The sequence below is a fragment of the Pseudomonas fluorescens genome, assembly GCF_000968015.1.
Taxonomy (GTDB): Bacteria; Pseudomonadota; Gammaproteobacteria; order Pseudomonadales; family Pseudomonadaceae; genus Aquipseudomonas; species Aquipseudomonas fluorescens_W.
In genome coordinates this window covers 58,030-74,680 of sequence record NZ_LACH01000004.1, presented here as the reverse complement: position 1 = coordinate 74,680, position 16,651 = coordinate 58,030, and the positions used below count along the sequence as shown (strand labels likewise).

Here is a 16,651-nt window from a genome sequence, read left to right as displayed (position 1 = left end):
GAGGGCCGATGAGTATTTCTCCCGTGACCCCTCACGCCCAGCGTGGCATGGCGCTGCTGATCAGCCTGGTATTCCTTCTGTTGCTGACACTGATCGGCCTTTCATCAATGCAAAACGCCACCCTGCAGGAAAAAATGGCCGCCAGCGTGACCTTGCGCAATCAGTCGTTCCAGGGCGCCGAATCGGCGTTGCGCGTAGGTGAAAGCGCGGTGCAACTGGAGACCTTTTCGTTGCCAGTCTGCAGCGGCACCACCCAATGCGCGCCACCGGCCGAGTCGTCGACAATCACCGGCGCCGGCTTCAATTCCACCTCAGGGGTGACCTGGATCGCCTCCGGTAGCGGTTTTTACGGGGTGCAGAACATCGGCACCACCCTGACTGCCGTGAATGTGCCGAGTAACACCTCGACAACGCTGTACCGGGTGACCGCAGTCGGCATCGCGGGCAACTCGCGCAGTGTGGTGGAGAGTATCTATGCGAAGTACTGAACGGCTGTGGCGCCTGGTTTGCGGCGTGCTATTGGGGTTTTATCTCTCGGCGCCGGCATATGCCTTCACGCCGTCGGATTCTCCGCTGTTGAGTGCCGCGGCCGTCGCGCCGAACGTGATGTTGTTGATTGACGATTCGGGCAGCATGAACAGCATCGTCTGGGCGGCGGGGTTCGATCCGACGGTCACAAATCGCCCTCAGGTGACCATCTGCAGTTCAGAGGGCTCCTGCAAGGAAGGGCAAAATCTCGACATGACCGACACCAATATTTTTCTGTCCAGCCTCAATCGCGGTGGCTGTGCGTCAGGTTATGTTGGTTTTTTTAAAGGCTCTCAGGGGGCGAATTCGTTCTGCCTGAAACTGCCAGATCCGGTGGGCGGCGAGAACACCCGGTACTCGGCCAATTACCTGTCTTACCTGATCAGTCTGGCAAACAGTTCGACCAAGGATTTCACCACGGGCTCAATCCCCACCGATTACCGGATGAACGTTGCGCGCAAGGTGTCCATCGATCTGGTGACCAGTAACCGTGGGCTGCGCATAGGCCTGGCGACGTTCAACCCGGTCACTGGCAACAACCCCGGCAATGGCGGCTTCATCGCCCGTTCCATTAGCGATCTGTCCGTGGAGGGCAACTTTAATAACCTTGTCACGTCGATCAACGGCTTGAATGCAGTCGCCAATACCCCATTGGCAGAAGCCTATTACGAAGTCACCCGCTACATGCGCGGCATGGCGCCGTTCTACAACTCGACGCCCGCCACCTACACCAGTCCGATCCAGTACCGTTGCCAGAAAAATTATGGTGTGGTGATTACCGACGGCCTGCCCACCTTTGACCGGACTTTCCCGACCACTGATCCCTTGGGCGGTGCCCGACTACCCAATTGGGACGGCATAAACAACGACGGCCCCGGCGGCGACGATGAGGGTGACACCCTTTATCTGGATGACATCGCCAAGTTCGCCTTCGACATCGATATGCGTACGACCGGCACCGACTCTGCTAGCAAAAGCTGGGACTCAGCGGATTTTCCAAAGCAGAACATGAACACCTACACCGTGGGGTTCGCCACTGCGAACCAGATGTTGTCGGATGCGGCGAGTTACGGGCAAGGCAAGTATTACCAGGCGACCGACAGTACAGGACTCAACAGTGCACTGTCGTCGGCGTTGAGCGACATCACCTCCAAGGCCGGCTCCGGTGGGGCGGGCATCACCAACGGAGCTACCCTGGCCAGCGGTTCGAGTTATTTTCAGACCAGTTACGACCCCAAGGATTGGCGCGGCACGATCAAGTCCTACGGATTTACCTCCACTGGCACGGTCAATACCGCCTCGGTGTTGTGGACAACCGATACCGCCATCGTGCCCGGTGCCACGGCGCCGACCTATCAATCCTGGAACACCTTGACCAATGCGGCCGTGACGCTGGCCTACGCCAGTTTTTCTCCTGCCCAGCAAACTTCCCTCAACCAGAGTTTGCCCTCCGGCATCACCGGCAGCGATCTGGTGGAGTGGAGCAAGGGCACCAACAAGGCCGGCTTGAAAGTGCGCAGTGTGCTGCTCGGCGACATCATCAATTCGCCGTTGGCCCTGGCATCGCCCACGGATAAAACCGCGTCCGATCTGTCAGGCGACACCACTTACAGCACTTATCTGGCGACCAAAGCGGCCAGCATGAACGCCAGCCTCGTGGTGAACGCCAACGACGGCTTTGTAAACGTCATCAACGCGTCCAATGGCACGCGGCGTTACGCTTTTATGCCGTCCAGCGTGTTGCCGTCACTGCGCTACATCGCTGACCCCACTTACATAAACGGGGTGAGCCACAAGTTTCTGGTGGACGGTCAGGTGGGCGTGTTCGATGCTCAGCTCAACAGTGCCTGGAAAACCCTTGCGTTGGGCGGGACAGGGGCGGGGGGCAGGACCTTCTATGCATTGCAGTTATTCGACGCCTCGGCCGGCAATGTGACCAAGGCTTTGTGGGAAATCAGCGCACCGGCCACAGCAAATACGGCGAACGTTTTCAATGATCTGGGTTATGCCTACGCACGACCGGAAGTGGCACGCTTGGCCGACGGTCGATGGGCGGCATTCATCTCCAACGGTTATGGCAGCAACTCCGGGGTGGCAGCGTTGTACGTGGTCGACATTCGTGATGGCTCGCTGATCAAGAAAATTGTGGTCGACGGCGCCGAGACGACCAACGGCCTGTCGTCGGTAAAACTTCGGGTCAACTCGCAGAATGTGGTGCAGGCCGCTTATGGCGGCGATTTGAAGGGGAGGCTGTGGAAATTTGATTTGAGCGCCACGGCCCCGGAATCGTGGGATCTGGCGTTTTCCCGAAAACCGCTGTTTACCACCGCGGGTGGCGTCACCCAGCCGATCACCGCACAGCCATTGCTGGCGGACAATTCGTTGGGAGGGAAGGAGGTGTTTTTCGGCACCGGTAAATTCAACGAGACGGCCGACAAGACCAACAAAGATCTTCAGGCGTTCTATGCCGTGTGGGATGCGGAAGGTGGCTCCGGGCAAATCACAACGTCCAGTTTGCAGGCCCAGACGGTGACGGGTGTGTTCTCCGGTAGCAGTGGGCAATTCATCACCACCAGCCAGAACGACGTGACCTATCCGGCGGAAAAAGGCTGGTACCTGCCGCTGGTGTACAACAACGTGCTAACCGGTGAGCGTGTGATCAATCAGGCCAGTCTGGTGGCCGGCCGGATCGTGTTCACCACGGCCAGCGTGGATACCACCGACCCATGCGCCAGTTTCGGTACCGGCAAACTGGTCGAACTGGATGCATTCAGCGGTAAGATGCTCAATTACGCGGTGCTCGATACCAATGGCGACGGGTTGGTCGACATCAAGGATTCGATTTCCAGCGGGGTGATTTTCACCGGTGGTATTCCGACGCTGAACGCGATCGTCAACAATGCGTCCCGCAAGATTGTGAACGACTCCAGCGGTGGCATCAGCTCCCTGGTGGAAAAGCCCGGCAGCGGCGGCAGCCGTCGCATCATGTGGCGACAAATACAGTAAGTGAGAGTTGAGGCATGCGCAGATCCAACCGAGGTTTTACCCTGATCGAAATCATGATAGTGATTGCGATCATCGGGATCGTCATCACCATTGGCTACCCGAGCCTCACCGAGTATGTGAATAAGGGTCGCCGCACCGAAGTCGCCGGGCTGCTCTCCGAGCAAGCGCAGATCCTTGAACGCTACTATTCGAAGAATAATGTCTACACCAATGCCAATGGCCTGAGTGCCGGCAATGACTTCTACACCATCACCCCGACCCTGACCGATCAGACCTTCCTGCTGACGGCGGCGCGCAAGCCCGGCAAGGCCATGGCGGCTGACAAGTGCGGTGATTTCACCATCACCAACACTGGCGTCAGAAGCATGGTCAATGCGACGGCCGCGACCAAGGATTGCTGGGGGCGCTGAGTTTCTTTTTTCGGGCGCCTTTTACGCCCCCTGTCTTTTTAATGGTTGGATCAGAACATGACCAGGCAACAGCAAGTGGTGATTGTCGGCGGCGGCGTGATTGGCCTGCTGACAGCGTTCAATCTCGCGTCCGAAGTGCAAAGCGTTGTGCTGCTTGATCGTTCGAACGTCGGTCAGGAATCGTCCTGGGCCGGCGGCGGTATTGTTTCGCCGCTCTACCCGTGGCGCTACAGCCCGGCGGTCACCGCGTTGGCGCATTGGTCCCAGGATTTTTATCCACAGCTGGGTGAGCGACTGTTTGCAGCCACCGGTGTCGATCCCGAGGTGCATACCACCGGGTTGTACTGGCTGGATCTGGATGATGAGGCCGAGGCGCTGGCTTGGGCCGAGCGGGAAAACCGTCCGTTGCGGGCTGTGGATATCTCGGCGGCTCACGACGCGGTGTGTGTGTTGGGGAGCGGCTTTTCCCGGGCGATCTACATGGCCGATGTGGCTAATGTGCGTAATCCGCGGCTGGTGAAGTCCCTCAAGGCTGCGTTGCTGGCGCTGCCGAACGTCACGATTCATGAGCAGTGTGAAGTCAGCGGGTTTATCCGTGAAGGCGCTACGGTGGTCGGGGTGCAGACCTCGGCGGGAGCGATTCATGGCGATCAGGTGGTGCTGACTGCGGGTGCCTGGAGCGGTGATTTACTCAAGAGCCTGGATCTGGAGCTGCCGGTCGAGCCGGTGAAAGGGCAGATGATTCTCTACAAATGCGCAGCGGATTTCCTGCCGAGCATGGTTCTGGCCAAGGGGCGTTATGCGATTCCGCGGCGCGACGGGCACATTCTGATTGGCAGTACGCTGGAGCATGAAGGCTTCGACAAGACGCCGACCGAATCTGCCCTGGAGAGCCTGAAGGCGTCGGCGGTGGAGTTGATTCCTGCACTGGCGGATGCCGAAGTTGTGGGGCACTGGGCCGGGTTGCGACCGGGCTCGCCGGAAGGCATTCCCTACATCGGTCGGGTACCAGGGTTCGAGGGGCTTTGGCTCAATTGCGGGCATTACCGTAATGGCTTGGTACTGGCGCCAGCGTCGTGTCAGTTGTTTGCGGATGTGATGCTGGGGCGTGAGCCGATCATTGATCCGGCGCCGTATGCACCGGCCGGGCGTATTTAACCGTTAGATATTGATTGCTTGCACTATCGCCATCGTCGGAACGCCGCCCGGAGCAAGCTCGCTCCCACAGTTGATCTGAGGTGTGTTCAGATTATGTGCACACCACTGAACCTTGTGGGAGCGAGCGTGCTCCGGGCGGCGTTCCGACGAAGGGGCCCTCAATCCAGTCCCAGTTTCTTGAGCCTGTAGCGCATCGACCGGAATGAAAGATTCAACCGCTGAGCCGCCGCCGTGCGGTTCCAGCGGGTTTCTTCCAGGGCCTGGAGGATAAGGTTGCGCTCGACGTTTTCCAGGTAGTCTTCCAGGTTGTCGATCTGCGTCAGGTCCGGCACACCGCCTTCCGGGTTGCAGTTGCCTTCGGCCAGTCGCAGGTCGCTGGCTTCAATTTGTTTGTTTTCGCACAACGTGTGCGCCCGTTCGAGCACGTTCTCCAGTTCCCGCACGTTGCCGGGGAAACGATAGCTTTTCAGCGCGTCGAGGGCGTGGGGGTGGAGTTTTGCGGCGGGTTGGCCAGTGCTGATGGCCAGGCGTTTGAGCACATGGCTGGCGAGGGATTCGATGTCGTCACGGCGTTCGCGCAAGGGCGGCACCCGTAGTTCGATCACGTTCAACCGGTAGTACAAATCCTGGCGAAAGCGTTCGGCGGCGACTTCGGCATCGAGGTCTTTGTGGGTGGCGCAAAGGATACGCACATCAACCACGGTTTCCTGTTGCTCGCCGACACCGCGAACGGCTTTTTCCTGTATTGCCCGTAGCAGTTTGACCTGCATGGCCAGCGGCAAATCAGCCACTTCGTCGAGGAACAAGGTGCCGCCATGGGCAGCCTGGAACAGTCCGGGTTTGTCTTCGATGGCGCCGCTGAAGCTGCCTTTGCGATGACCGAAAAATTCGCTCTCCATCAATTCTGACGGAATCGCCCCGCAATTGACCGGGATAAAGGGTTGGCTGGCGCGCGGTCCTTGCTCATGGATCAGTCGCGCGACCAATTCCTTGCCGCTGCCGGATTCGCCGCTGATGTACACCGGCGCCTGGCTGCGGGCCAGTTTGTCGATGTGTTTGCGCAGGGCGCGCATGGGCGGTGAATCACCCAGCAGCCGGCGATCGATGGCGATGCCGGTGCCGCCTGGCGCAGGCAACCGAAGCGCGCTGCTGACCAGTTCCCGCAGGCGAGTGAGGTCCACCGGTTTGGTCAGGAAGTCGAAGGCGCCAGCCTTGAGGGCGTTGATCGCCGTTTCCAGGCTGCCATAGGCGGTGATCATTGCCACCGGTACGTTTGGCTGGCGTTGCTGGATGTGTTGCACCAGCTCAAGGCCGGTGCCGTCCGGCAAGCGCATGTCGGTGAGGCACAAGTCGAACGTCTCTCGCGAGAGCAGGGCCTGGGCTTCGCCGAGGTTGCGGGCACTGAAGGTGTCGAGTTTCATCCGTCCCAGGGTGATTTCCAGGAGTTCGCGGATATCCGGTTCGTCGTCGACGATCAGGACTTTTTGCCGTGGGCTCATGTTCAACTTTGTTTCCGTCCGTGAGCAAAGGTGATGCGAAAGCAGCCGCCGCCTTGGCGTGGTTTGAAGTCTAGGCGGGCCTGGTTGCATTCGCACAGCTCACGGGACAGATAAAGCCCCAGGCCGGTGCCTTGGGGGCTGGTGGTGAAGAACGGTTCGAACAAGTGCACATGATGCTCCGGTGCCACGCCGGGGCCATCGTCCAGGATCTCGAGGATCGGCAGCTGGCTGTCCGGGTCGACGAACAACTCGAGCCAGACCTGAGCCAGGTCGTGATTCAAGGCGCTATGGCGCCAGGCGTTGCGCAACAAATTGTCGAGAATCTGGGTCAACTGGTCTGGGTCCATCAGGGTTCTGAAGTCCCCTGAGCCGATGCGCAGATGAATCTGCTGATGCTCGGTCGCCCCCTCGCGGTTTTCGTTGACGTACTGCTCCAGCCACGGCTTCAGATCAAGCCGTTGCGCTACGGTTTGCTGGCGGCGGGACAGTTGCAGGACGTTTTCGATTACCCGATTCATTCGCTGAGAGTGGTCTTGAATAATCTGTGTCAGACGTCGATCCGCGCGGTTCAGTTCCTCTGATTCTTGCAATAGCTGCGCGGCATGACTAACGGCGCCCAGTGGATTGCGGATTTCATGGGCGATACCGGCAGTCAGGCGCCCGAGGGCGGCAAGCTTCAGTTGTTGGGCCTGTTGGGCGATTTGCGCGAGGTCTTCGAGAAAGACCAGGGTCTGGTGGTGTGGGCTTTGATCGAGGGCAATGAAGCTCGGTTGCAGCTCCAGACCATTACTGGCGACTTTCAGGCTCTGTGGGCGCAGCGTCGGATTGTTGAGCCACAGTTGTAGGCGTTCGACCAGGCTGGGTAGGTAGTCGTCGATCAGATGGCCTGCAAGATTTTCCCTGCCTAACAGGTTCAAGGCGCTGTGGTTGGCCAGTTGAACCCGCCGTTTGTCGTCGAGTACCAGGATACCGGTACGCATGCGTTGCAGGATCAGTGCGTTGAGTGCTTCGAGGCCGACGACTTCGCTGGCCCGTTGTTCGGCGAGGGTTTCGCTGACCTCCAGGCGTCGGGTCAGCCCTTGCACCAGCAATGCTGCAGCAAAACACAGGGCGCCGAGCGTGCCGACTTGCAGGTAATCGTTGGGGGTGGCGGGATGGCTGAAACTCAGGAGGAAGCTCAGCCCGACGATGCCAAGCGCGCCAACAGCGGCAATCAGCAGGCCGATGCGCCCTCGCAGCAAGGTGTTACTGATGGCTACCGATACGATCAGCAAGTTGCCGATGGCGCTGGCCACACCGCCGGCGGCGTAGAACAGACCGCACAGCAGCAGGACGTCGGTCAGCGCCAGGCTGAACAGTTGCGCCGGGCGTCGGGTGTTCTCGAAGAACACCACCAGCAGGATATTCAACACGAGGTAAAACCAGCTGCCTCTGCGAAGCAGGTCGTCATTGGCTGACGTCAGCAGCTGGTTGTCCATGTTGCTGGAGATCAACAGCACCAGGGTGATGCCGATGCTCAAACGGTAAAGGTGATAGAGGCGCAGCAGTCGCTGGGCCTGTTTGCTGCCGGGACTGGAGGTCTCAGCGATCACTGGAGCCCGGGCCTTGCTCAAGATGAGCCTGGCTGCAATACCACTGTTGTTGAAGGCTCAGCGCGCGGTCGCGGGGCAGGTGTACGCCGCAATGGGCGCAGCGGACCATCGGAGCCGCTTCCAGCTCGGCAGAGGACTTGGGCACGGAAGGCTGGCCCTTGAACTTGCGCCAGAACCATACCGCAGCGGCAATCAGGGCGATCCAGAACAGTAAACGAAGCATGATGAGCTGCTATTCGAGGAGTGATGAGCCAGTTTAGCCAAGGACATGACCAGCGCACAGCGTAATCATCGAGCCCATAAAAAAGGAGCCTCGAAAGGCTCCTTTTTGTACAACCCGATGTGTCAGTCAAACACGCCGAAGGTCATGTAGCTGAACCACGAGCGGTCGCTGTTATTGGCTTCGGAGTCGTGTTTCTCTTCTTCGATCACGTCGCCATTTTCATCTTTAGGCTTGAGATCGTTTGGAATCGCGTCCTTGGCGTCCTGGAATTGCTTCTGCACGTCCTGGTTGGCGCGGGTTTCACCCGGCGGCAGCGGTGGACGGGATTCGATCAGGCCCAGGGTCGCCTTGCTCAACCACGAACGGTTGTCAGCTTCGGCCACCGATGGCACGAACTGACCGTCCACCAGACTTGGGTGGTTCGGGTAGTTGAGCTTCAGGGTTTCGAGGCTGCTGGCGGCCAGGTCGTCCAGGTGCAGACGCTGGTAGGCCTCTGTCATCACCGCCAGGCCGTCACCGACCGAAGGGGTTTCCTGGAAGTTTTCCACCACGTAGCGACCACGGTTCGCGGCGGCGACATAGGCCTGACGGGTCAGGTAGTAGTCGGCAACGTGAATCTCGTAGGCCGCCAGCAGGTTGCGCAGGTAGATCATGCGCTGCTTGGCGTCCGGGGAGTAGCGGCTGTTGGGGAAGCGGCTGGTCAGCTGGGCGAACTCGTTGTAGGAGTCGCGAGCGGCACCCGGGTCACGCTTGGTCATGTCCAACGGCAGGAAGCGCGACAACAGGCCGACGTCCTGGTCGAAAGAAGTCAGACCCTTGAGGTAATACGCGTAATCCACGTTCGGGTGCTGCGGGTGCAGGCGAATGAAGCGCTCGGCGGCGGACTTCGCAGCTTCAGGCTCGGTGTTCTTGTAGTTGGCGTAGATGAGCTCGAGTTGAGCCTGATCGGCGTAGCGACCGAACGGATAACGCGACTCCAGCGCCTTCAGCTTGGCTGTGGCGGCGGTGTAGCTATTGTTGTCCAGATCGTGCTGAGCCTGCTGGTACAGCTCGACTTCGCTCAGGTTTTCGTCTACGACTTCCTTCGATGAGCAAGCAGCGGTCAATGCGAGGATGGCGATCAGCAGCAGGTGTTTCACTTGCATGGCGGCTTGCGTCCCTATGACGGCCGCTGTCTTGGGCGGGGCCGTCCTGTTATGATGAGTGCCCCGTTGAATAGCCTCGGGGCAAAAGACGCCGTATTTAACCACAAGCGCGCAGCCGAAACCAAAGGCTGTGCCGACGCCTAGTCTGAGCATGTCCGATAAAATTGAACTTCGCGCAGAGGTGCCGTCCGAATTGGGCGGCCAACGCCTCGATCAAGTCGCCGCACAATTATTCGCTGAGCACTCGCGCTCGCGCCTTTCCGCCTGGATCAAAGACGGCCGCCTGACTGTGGATGGGGCGGTTATCCGCCCGCGAGACATTGTTCACGGTGGTGCCATTCTTGAACTCACTGCCGAGCAGGAAGCTCAGGGCGAATGGATCGCTCAAGACATCGAGCTGGACATCGTCTATGAAGATGACGACATCCTGGTGATCAACAAACCCGCGGGCCTGGTGGTGCATCCTGCCGCCGGTCACGCTGATGGCACCTTGCTCAACGCCTTGCTGCACCACGTGCCGGACATCATCAATGTGCCCCGCGCCGGTATCGTGCATCGCCTGGACAAGGACACCACCGGTCTGATGGTGGTGGCCAAGACCATTCAGGCGCAGACACAGCTTGTCACGCAATTGCAGAGCCGCAGCGTAAGCCGGATCTACGAATGCATCGTGATCGGTGTGGTGACTGCCGGCGGCAAGATCAACGCGCCGATCGGTCGTCACGGTCAGCAACGCCAGCGCATGGCCGTGATGGAGGGTGGCAAGCAAGCCGTCAGTCATTACCGCGTGCTCGAGCGTTTCCGCTCCCACACTCACGTGCGGGTGAAGCTGGAAACCGGCCGTACGCACCAGATTCGTGTGCATATGGCTCACATCAACTTCCCGTTGGTCGGAGACCCTGCCTACGGCGGTCGTTTCCGTATTCCGCCGGCAGCCAGTGTGACCATGATCGAATCGTTGAAGGCGTTCCCGCGTCAGGCGCTGCATGCGCGGTTCCTGGAGCTGGATCACCCGACCACCGGTAAACGCATGAGCTGGGAATCTCCACTGCCGGACGATTTCGTCTGGTTGCTGACGCTGCTCAAGCAAGACCGCGAGGCGTTCATCGGATGAGTGACTGGCTGATTCCCGACTGGCCTGCGCCTGCCGGGGTGAAAGCCTGCGTGACCACCCGTGCGGGCGGCGTCAGTCTGGCGCCGTTCGACAGCCTCAACCTCGGCGATCACGTCGATGACAGCCCCGAAGCTGTTACCGAAAACCGCCGTCGCCTCACCGATCATTTCTCTATTCAACCGGCCTGGTTAAAGCAGGTTCACGGCATTGCCGTGGCCCACGCAGACCCAAGCCAGGTGGCTACTGCCGATGCCAGCTGGACGGCAACGCCCGGTATTGCCTGCACGGCGATGACCGCGGATTGCCTGCCGGCGCTATTCTGTGACCGTGCCGGCACTCGCGTCGCGGCGGCTCATGCCGGCTGGCGTGGGTTGGCGGCGGGTGTGCTGGAAGCGACCCTCGACAATTTGGCCGTGCCACCAGAAGACGTGTTGGTCTGGCTCGGCCCGGCCATTGGCCCGCAAGCCTTTGAAGTCGGCCCTGAAGTGCGCGAAACCTTCGTCGAGCAATTGCCCGAAGCCGCCAAAGCCTTTGTGCCGAGTGCCAATGCTGGCAAATTCATGGCTGATATCTATGAGCTGGCGCGCTTACGTCTGGCGGCTCGCGGTGTCACCGCTGTTTATGGTGGCGGTTTCTGCACCGTGACCGATCCTCGTTTCTTTTCTTACCGCCGCAGTCCACGTACTGGTCGGTTTGCCTCTCTTGTCTGGATCGAGCGTTAGACTTCGCTGATCTGTATCAACTGTTTGACGCTTGAATCTTCCAGAATCGACCGCATCTATAACGGTATCTGGCAGGTTTCTTCATTCAGGATGTTTTATAGGTCCGGCCTGCTCAAAAGGAAGGTGACCCATGCGTATAGACCGTTTAACCAGCAAGTTGCAGTTAGCCTTGTCCGACGCCCAATCCTTGGCCGTCGGCCTCGATCATCCGGGCATTGAACCGGCGCACTTGATGCAAGCCATGCTTGAACAGCAGGGTGGTTCGATCAAACCCCTGTTGATGCAGGTTGGCTTCGACGTCAACAGCCTGCGTAAAGAGCTGACCAAAGAGCTCGACCAGCTGCCAAAAATCCAGAACCCGACCGGCGACGTCAACATGTCGCAGGATTTGGCGCGCCTGCTCAACCAGGCCGATCGTCTGGCCCAGCAGAAGGGCGACCAGTTCATCTCCAGCGAGCTGGTGTTGCTCGCCGCCATGGACGAGAACAGCAAGCTCGGTAAATTGTTGCTCGGCCAGGGTGTGAGCAAGAAAGCCCTGGAAAACGCGATCAACAACCTGCGTGGTGGCGAGGCCGTCAATGACGCCAACCACGAAGAGTCACGTCAGGCACTGGATAAATACACCGTCGACCTGACCAAGCGTGCCGAAGAAGGCAAGCTCGATCCGGTAATCGGCCGTGACGACGAAATTCGTCGGACCATTCAGGTCCTGCAGCGCCGTACCAAGAACAACCCGGTGCTGATCGGTGAGCCTGGCGTGGGTAAAACCGCCATCGCCGAAGGCCTGGCCCAGCGCATCATCAACGGCGAAGTGCCGGATGGACTGAAAGGCAAACGCCTGCTGTCCCTGGACATGGGGTCGCTGATTGCCGGTGCCAAGTACCGTGGCGAGTTCGAAGAGCGCCTCAAATCCTTGCTCAACGAACTGTCGAAGCAGGAAGGGCAGATCATTCTGTTCATCGACGAACTGCACACCATGGTTGGCGCCGGTAAAGGCGAAGGCTCGATGGACGCGGGCAACATGCTCAAGCCGGCATTGGCGCGCGGTGAACTGCACTGCGTGGGTGCGACCACGCTCAACGAGTACCGCCAATATATAGAGAAGGACGCGGCCCTCGAACGGCGATTCCAGAAAGTGCTGGTGGACGAGCCGAGCGAAGAAGACACCATCGCTATCCTTCGTGGCTTGAAAGAGCGCTACGAGGTTCACCACAAAGTGGCGATCACCGACGGCGCGATCATCGCTGCGGCCAAGCTCAGTCATCGCTACATCACTGATCGTCAGCTGCCGGACAAGGCCATCGACCTGATCGACGAAGCGGCCAGCCGCATCCGCATGGAGATCGACTCCAAGCCGGAAGTGCTCGATCGTCTGGAGCGTCGTCTGATTCAGCTGAAGGTGGAGTCCCAGGCGCTGAAGAAAGAAAGCGACGAAGCGGCAATAAAACGTCTGGAAAAACTCCAGGAAGAAATCGTTCGTCACGAGCGTGAGTACTCGGACCTGGAAGAAATCTGGAACGCGGAAAAAGCCGAAGTCCAGGGTTCTGCGCAGATCCAGCAGAAAATCGAACAGTCCCGTCAGGAACTGGAAGCCGCGCGCCGCAAAGGCGACCTGAACCGCATGGCCGAGTTGCAGTACGGGATCATCCCGGACCTGGAGCGCAGCCTGCAAATGGTCGACCAGCACGGCAAAACTGAAAACCAGTTGTTGCGCAGCAAGGTGACCGAAGAAGAGATTGCTGAAGTCGTTTCGAAGTGGACCGGCATTCCGGTGTCGAAAATGCTCGAAGGCGAGCGCGACAAGCTGATGAAGATGGAAAGCCTGTTGCACCAACGTGTGATCGGCCAGGACGAAGCGGTGATTGCCGTTTCCAACGCCGTGCGGCGGTCCCGCGCCGGTTTGTCCGATCCGAATCGCCCGAGCGGCTCGTTCATGTTCCTCGGCCCGACCGGTGTCGGTAAAACCGAGCTGTGCAAGGCGCTGGCCGAGTTCCTCTTTGATACGGAAGAGGCGATGGTGCGGATCGACATGTCCGAGTTCATGGAGAAACATTCCGTGGCTCGTCTGATCGGTGCGCCACCAGGCTACGTAGGCTATGAAGAGGGCGGTTACCTGACCGAGGCGGTGCGTCGCAAGCCTTATTCGGTGATCCTCCTGGACGAGGTCGAGAAGGCCCACCCGGACGTCTTCAACATCTTGCTGCAAGTGCTGGAAGATGGCCGACTGACCGACAGTCATGGCCGCACGGTGGATTTCAAAAATACCGTGATTGTCATGACCTCCAACCTCGGTTCGGTGCAGATCCAGGAACTGGTCGGTGATCGTGAGGCGCAGCGTGCGGCGGTGATGGATGCGATTTCCATGCACTTCCGGCCGGAGTTCATCAACCGGGTCGATGAAGTGGTGATCTTCGAACCGTTGGCTCGGGATCAGATCGCGGGCATTACCGAGATCCAGTTGGGTCGTCTGCGCAGTCGCCTGACCGAGCGCGAGCTGAAGCTTGATCTCAGCCCTGAGGCCATGGATAAGCTGATCGCGGTAGGTTACGACCCGGTTTACGGCGCGCGGCCGCTCAAACGAGCCATCCAGCGCTGGATCGAGAACCCGCTGGCGCAGCTGATTCTGTCCGGTCGTTTCATGCCGGGCGATACCGCCAAGGGTGTCGTGGAGAACGACGAAATCGTCTTCGTCTGATCCACGACGGCAGCAAAATTGAAGAGGCCTCGCATTGCGAGGCCTTTTTTTCGCCAGGCTGTTGAACTTAAAGGAAAAGGCTTGTAAAGTGCGCCCCGCAGTAAGTCGCCCTGAAGGGTTCCAGCTCCCCAAGCAGGAATCTGAAATAAGTTGCAAATCATTAACTTGAAAGCAATTTAGGGGGTTGACAGAGGTGCTTAAGATTGTAGAATAGCGCGCCTCAGACACACGAACGCAGCGATGCGAACGGGTCGAAGAGGTGAAGCAAGCTTCACTGTTGTAAATTGAAATATGTAGTTCCGTGATAGCTCAGTCGGTAGAGCAAATGACTGTTAATCATTGGGTCCCAGGTTCGAGTCCTGGTCACGGAGCCAATTTCAAGCCGGGGTATAGCGCAGTCCGGTAGCGCGCCTGCTTTGGGAGCAGGATGTCAGGAGTTCGAATCCCCTTACCCCGACCATTTTTGGGTCGTTAGCTCAGTTGGTAGAGCAGTTGGCTTTTAACCAATTGGTCGTAGGTTCGAATCCCACACGACCCACCATTTTTGAAACCAGTTCACGCTGGGATCAGATCTTAAGATCAGAGGCCAAAAGCACTGATCGAAGAAGGCGACTTTTTGAAGGTCGCCTTTTTATTACCGGGGTATAGCGCAGTCCGGTAGCGCGCCTGCTTTGGGAGCAGGATGTCAGGAGTTCGAATCCCCTTACCCCGACCATATTAAAAATCCTCGTATCGAAAGATACGGGGATTTTTTTTGTCTTCGATTTTTTGTCTTCAAGAAATAACACTTCAGTCATCGTACAACTTGCCGATAACGAGGCGACGGGGTACTGCCGAAATAACGCCCCTTATTCAAGCCACTACAAGAAAAAGGCGTTCGTTATGGTGCTTCGTCAGTTAAATATCGCTCCTCGGGCAGCATTGGGGTTCGCCCTGATTGCCGTATTGGTCGCTTTGCTCGGGATTTTTGCCCTGGGGCAGATGTCGAGCATTCGCGACAGCGAGGTGGCCGTGGAGAAACAATGGCTGCCGAGCATTCGCGGCGGTGACGAGATCCGCGAAATCATGCTGCGCATCCGCACTATTTCCCTGCGCATGGCGCTGGATCAGGACCCGAAGAACATCCCTGTCTACCGGGGTCAGATGGACACGCGCGACAAAGAGTTGAGCGAAAAGATTGCGGCTTATGACAAGTTGGTCAATACCGCAGAAGGCAAAGCCTTGTATGACCAGTTCAAAACTACCTTTGCGGCTTATCGCTCCGGCATTGCTCAGTCTTTCACCCTGGCCGAACAGGGGCGCCGTGACGAACTGACCAAACTGCTGCTGATCGACATGAAAACCGTGGTCGATGGTTCGGGCAAACAGCTCACTGACCTGGCGGATCTGTTCGCCAAGCAAGTTGCCGCAGAGAGCCAGAAATCTGCAGCGCATTACGAAACATCGCGGATGATCGTCAGCCTGTTTATCGCGTTGGCGGCGTTGGCCACCGTCGGCCTGGCCATGCTGCTGACCCGCAGCATCGTCAAGCCGTTGAGCGATGCGCTGAACGCCGCGGAAAACGTGGCACGAGGCGACTTGACGCGCCCTATCGAAACCCATGGCAACGATGAAGTGAGTCGGTTGCTCAAGGCGTTGGCGACCATGCAGCGCAACCTGCGTGAAACCTTGCAAGGTATCGGCGGCTCGGCGGCGCAATTGGCGACAGCGGCTGACGAGTTGAATGCGGTCACCCTCGACAGCACTCAGAACCTGCAACAGCAGAACAACGAGATCGAGCAAGCGGCCACCGCTGTTACCGAAATGACCACCGCGGTGGAGGAGGTCGCGCGCAACGCGGTGTCGACCTCCGACGCCACGCGCCAATCCAGTGAATCCGCGCACGCCGGCCAGGAGCGGGTCAGCGAAACAGTCACGGCCATCGGCGCCCTGGCAAGCGATGTGCAGATCACAGGCGGATTGGTGCAGTCCCTGGCCAATCAGTCTCAGGACATCGGCAAGGTGCTGGATGTGATTCGTGCGATTGCCGAGCAAACCAACTTGCTGGCCCTCAATGCTGCCATTGAAGCGGCACGCGCCGGGGAAAGCGGTCGAGGTTTCGCGGTGGTTGCCGACGAAGTTCGCGCCTTGGCTTATCGCACGCAGCAATCGACTCAGGAAATCGAGCAAATGGTTCAGGGCATGCGCAACGGCTCAACTCAGGCGCTGGATTCCATGCAGGCCAGCTCAACCCGTGCGGCTAGCACATTGGCCCTGGCCGAGCGAGCGGGCGAAGCGTTGCAGACCATCACCGCGTCGGTGCATCAGATCCATGAACGCAATCTGGTGATCGCCAGTGCCGCCGAAGAGCAGGCGCAGGTGGCGCGGGAAGTGGATCGCAATCTGGTGAATATTCGCGACCTTTCGGTGCGATCTGCCGCCGGCGCGGATCAGACCAGCGCGTCCAGCCATGAGCTGTCTCAGCTGGCCAATGCCTTGCAGGGCATGGTGCGGCGCTTCCAGCTTTAAATGTTCCAGACGCAAAAAAGCCGCGCTTCTCGACGGAAAAGCGCGGCGTGG

Annotated in this window: 12 protein-coding genes, 4 tRNA genes and 1 pseudogene; 13 read left to right on the top strand and 4 right to left on the bottom strand. The window is 58.9% G+C overall.

Going from position 1 to position 16,651, the window contains the following annotated elements; translation table 11 throughout:
• Positions 1-8: 8 nt before the first annotated feature.
• From VD17_RS03835 to thiO, 4 genes are read left to right on the top strand one after another with little or no spacing between them, the layout of a single operon-like run.
• The gene (locus VD17_RS03835) at positions 9-488 is read left to right on the top strand and encodes a pilus assembly PilX family protein (protein ID WP_046052751.1); all 480 of its coding nucleotides are present in this window, start codon (positions 9-11) and stop codon (positions 486-488) included.
• Positions 475-3,534: a pilus assembly protein gene (locus VD17_RS03830; RefSeq protein WP_046052750.1), complete on the top strand. Its 3,060-nt coding sequence runs from the start codon at positions 475-477 to the stop codon at positions 3,532-3,534. Before VD17_RS03835 ends, VD17_RS03830 begins: the two co-directional genes overlap by 14 nt.
• Positions 3,535-3,548: 14 nt before the next feature.
• A complete protein-coding gene (locus tag VD17_RS03825) occupies positions 3,549-3,944 on the top strand; it encodes a type IV pilin protein (protein ID WP_046052749.1) in 396 nt (131 codons plus the stop codon).
• A gap of 57 nt (positions 3,945-4,001) precedes the next feature.
• Positions 4,002-5,102, top strand: coding sequence for a glycine oxidase ThiO (thiO, locus tag VD17_RS03820; RefSeq protein ID WP_046052748.1), 1,101 nt, complete (start codon positions 4,002-4,004; stop codon positions 5,100-5,102).
• 158 nt (positions 5,103-5,260) lie between these two features.
• On the opposite strand, the gene VD17_RS03815 is transcribed toward thiO, so the two are convergent.
• The 4 genes from VD17_RS03815 to VD17_RS03800 all read right to left on the bottom strand — a co-directional run bounded on the left by VD17_RS03815 (position 5,261) and on the right by VD17_RS03800 (position 9,561).
• On the bottom strand, positions 5,261-6,601 hold the full coding sequence (locus tag VD17_RS03815; protein WP_046052747.1) for a sigma-54-dependent transcriptional regulator: 1,341 nt from the start codon (positions 6,599-6,601) through the stop codon (positions 5,261-5,263).
• A gap of 2 nt (positions 6,602-6,603) precedes the next feature.
• Positions 6,604-8,193 carry a sensor histidine kinase gene (locus tag VD17_RS03810; protein WP_046052746.1) on the bottom strand — a complete coding sequence of 530 codons (1,590 nt, stop codon included), beginning with the start codon at positions 8,191-8,193 and terminating at the stop codon, positions 6,604-6,606.
• On the bottom strand, positions 8,183-8,416 hold the full coding sequence (locus VD17_RS03805) for a PP0621 family protein (protein ID WP_046052745.1): 234 nt from the start codon (positions 8,414-8,416) through the stop codon (positions 8,183-8,185). The genes VD17_RS03810 and VD17_RS03805 overlap by 11 nt, the downstream gene beginning before the upstream one ends.
• Before the next feature lie 122 nt (positions 8,417-8,538).
• Complete coding sequence (locus VD17_RS03800; protein ID WP_046052744.1) at positions 8,539-9,561, bottom strand: outer membrane protein assembly factor BamD; 1,023 nt, start codon at positions 9,559-9,561, stop codon at positions 8,539-8,541.
• Positions 9,562-9,712: 151 nt separating this feature from the next.
• Between VD17_RS03800 and rluD the strand changes: the two genes are divergently transcribed.
• The 9 genes and pseudogenes from rluD (at position 9,713) to VD17_RS33010 (ending at position 16,600) form a co-directional block, all read left to right on the top strand.
• On the top strand, positions 9,713-10,675 hold the full coding sequence (gene rluD, locus VD17_RS03795) for a 23S rRNA pseudouridine(1911/1915/1917) synthase RluD (RefSeq protein ID WP_046048807.1): 963 nt from the start codon (positions 9,713-9,715) through the stop codon (positions 10,673-10,675).
• Positions 10,672-11,397 carry a peptidoglycan editing factor PgeF gene (gene pgeF, locus VD17_RS03790; protein WP_046052743.1) on the top strand — a complete coding sequence of 242 codons (726 nt, stop codon included), beginning with the start codon at positions 10,672-10,674 and terminating at the stop codon, positions 11,395-11,397. The genes rluD and pgeF overlap by 4 nt, the downstream gene beginning before the upstream one ends.
• Before the next feature lie 130 nt (positions 11,398-11,527).
• Positions 11,528-14,092, top strand: coding sequence for an ATP-dependent chaperone ClpB (gene clpB, locus VD17_RS03785; protein ID WP_046052742.1), 2,565 nt, complete (start codon positions 11,528-11,530; stop codon positions 14,090-14,092).
• A 298-nt stretch (positions 14,093-14,390) separates the two neighbouring features.
• Positions 14,391-14,466, top strand: a tRNA-Asn gene (locus VD17_RS03780).
• Between the two features lie 9 nt (positions 14,467-14,475).
• Positions 14,476-14,552, top strand: a tRNA-Pro gene (locus VD17_RS03775).
• A 5-nt stretch (positions 14,553-14,557) separates the two neighbouring features.
• A tRNA-Lys gene (locus VD17_RS03770) sits at positions 14,558-14,633 on the top strand.
• Between the two features lie 97 nt (positions 14,634-14,730).
• Positions 14,731-14,807: transfer RNA gene (locus VD17_RS03765), tRNA-Pro, on the top strand.
• Between the two features lie 167 nt (positions 14,808-14,974).
• Positions 14,975-15,745: pseudogene (locus VD17_RS33015) on the top strand (MCP four helix bundle domain-containing protein); the annotation flags it as partial.
• Complete coding sequence (locus tag VD17_RS33010; RefSeq protein WP_440130555.1) at positions 15,737-16,600, top strand: methyl-accepting chemotaxis protein; 864 nt, start codon at positions 15,737-15,739, stop codon at positions 16,598-16,600. The pseudogene VD17_RS33015 and the gene VD17_RS33010, both read left to right, overlap by 9 nt.
• Positions 16,601-16,651: the final 51 nt, after the last annotated feature.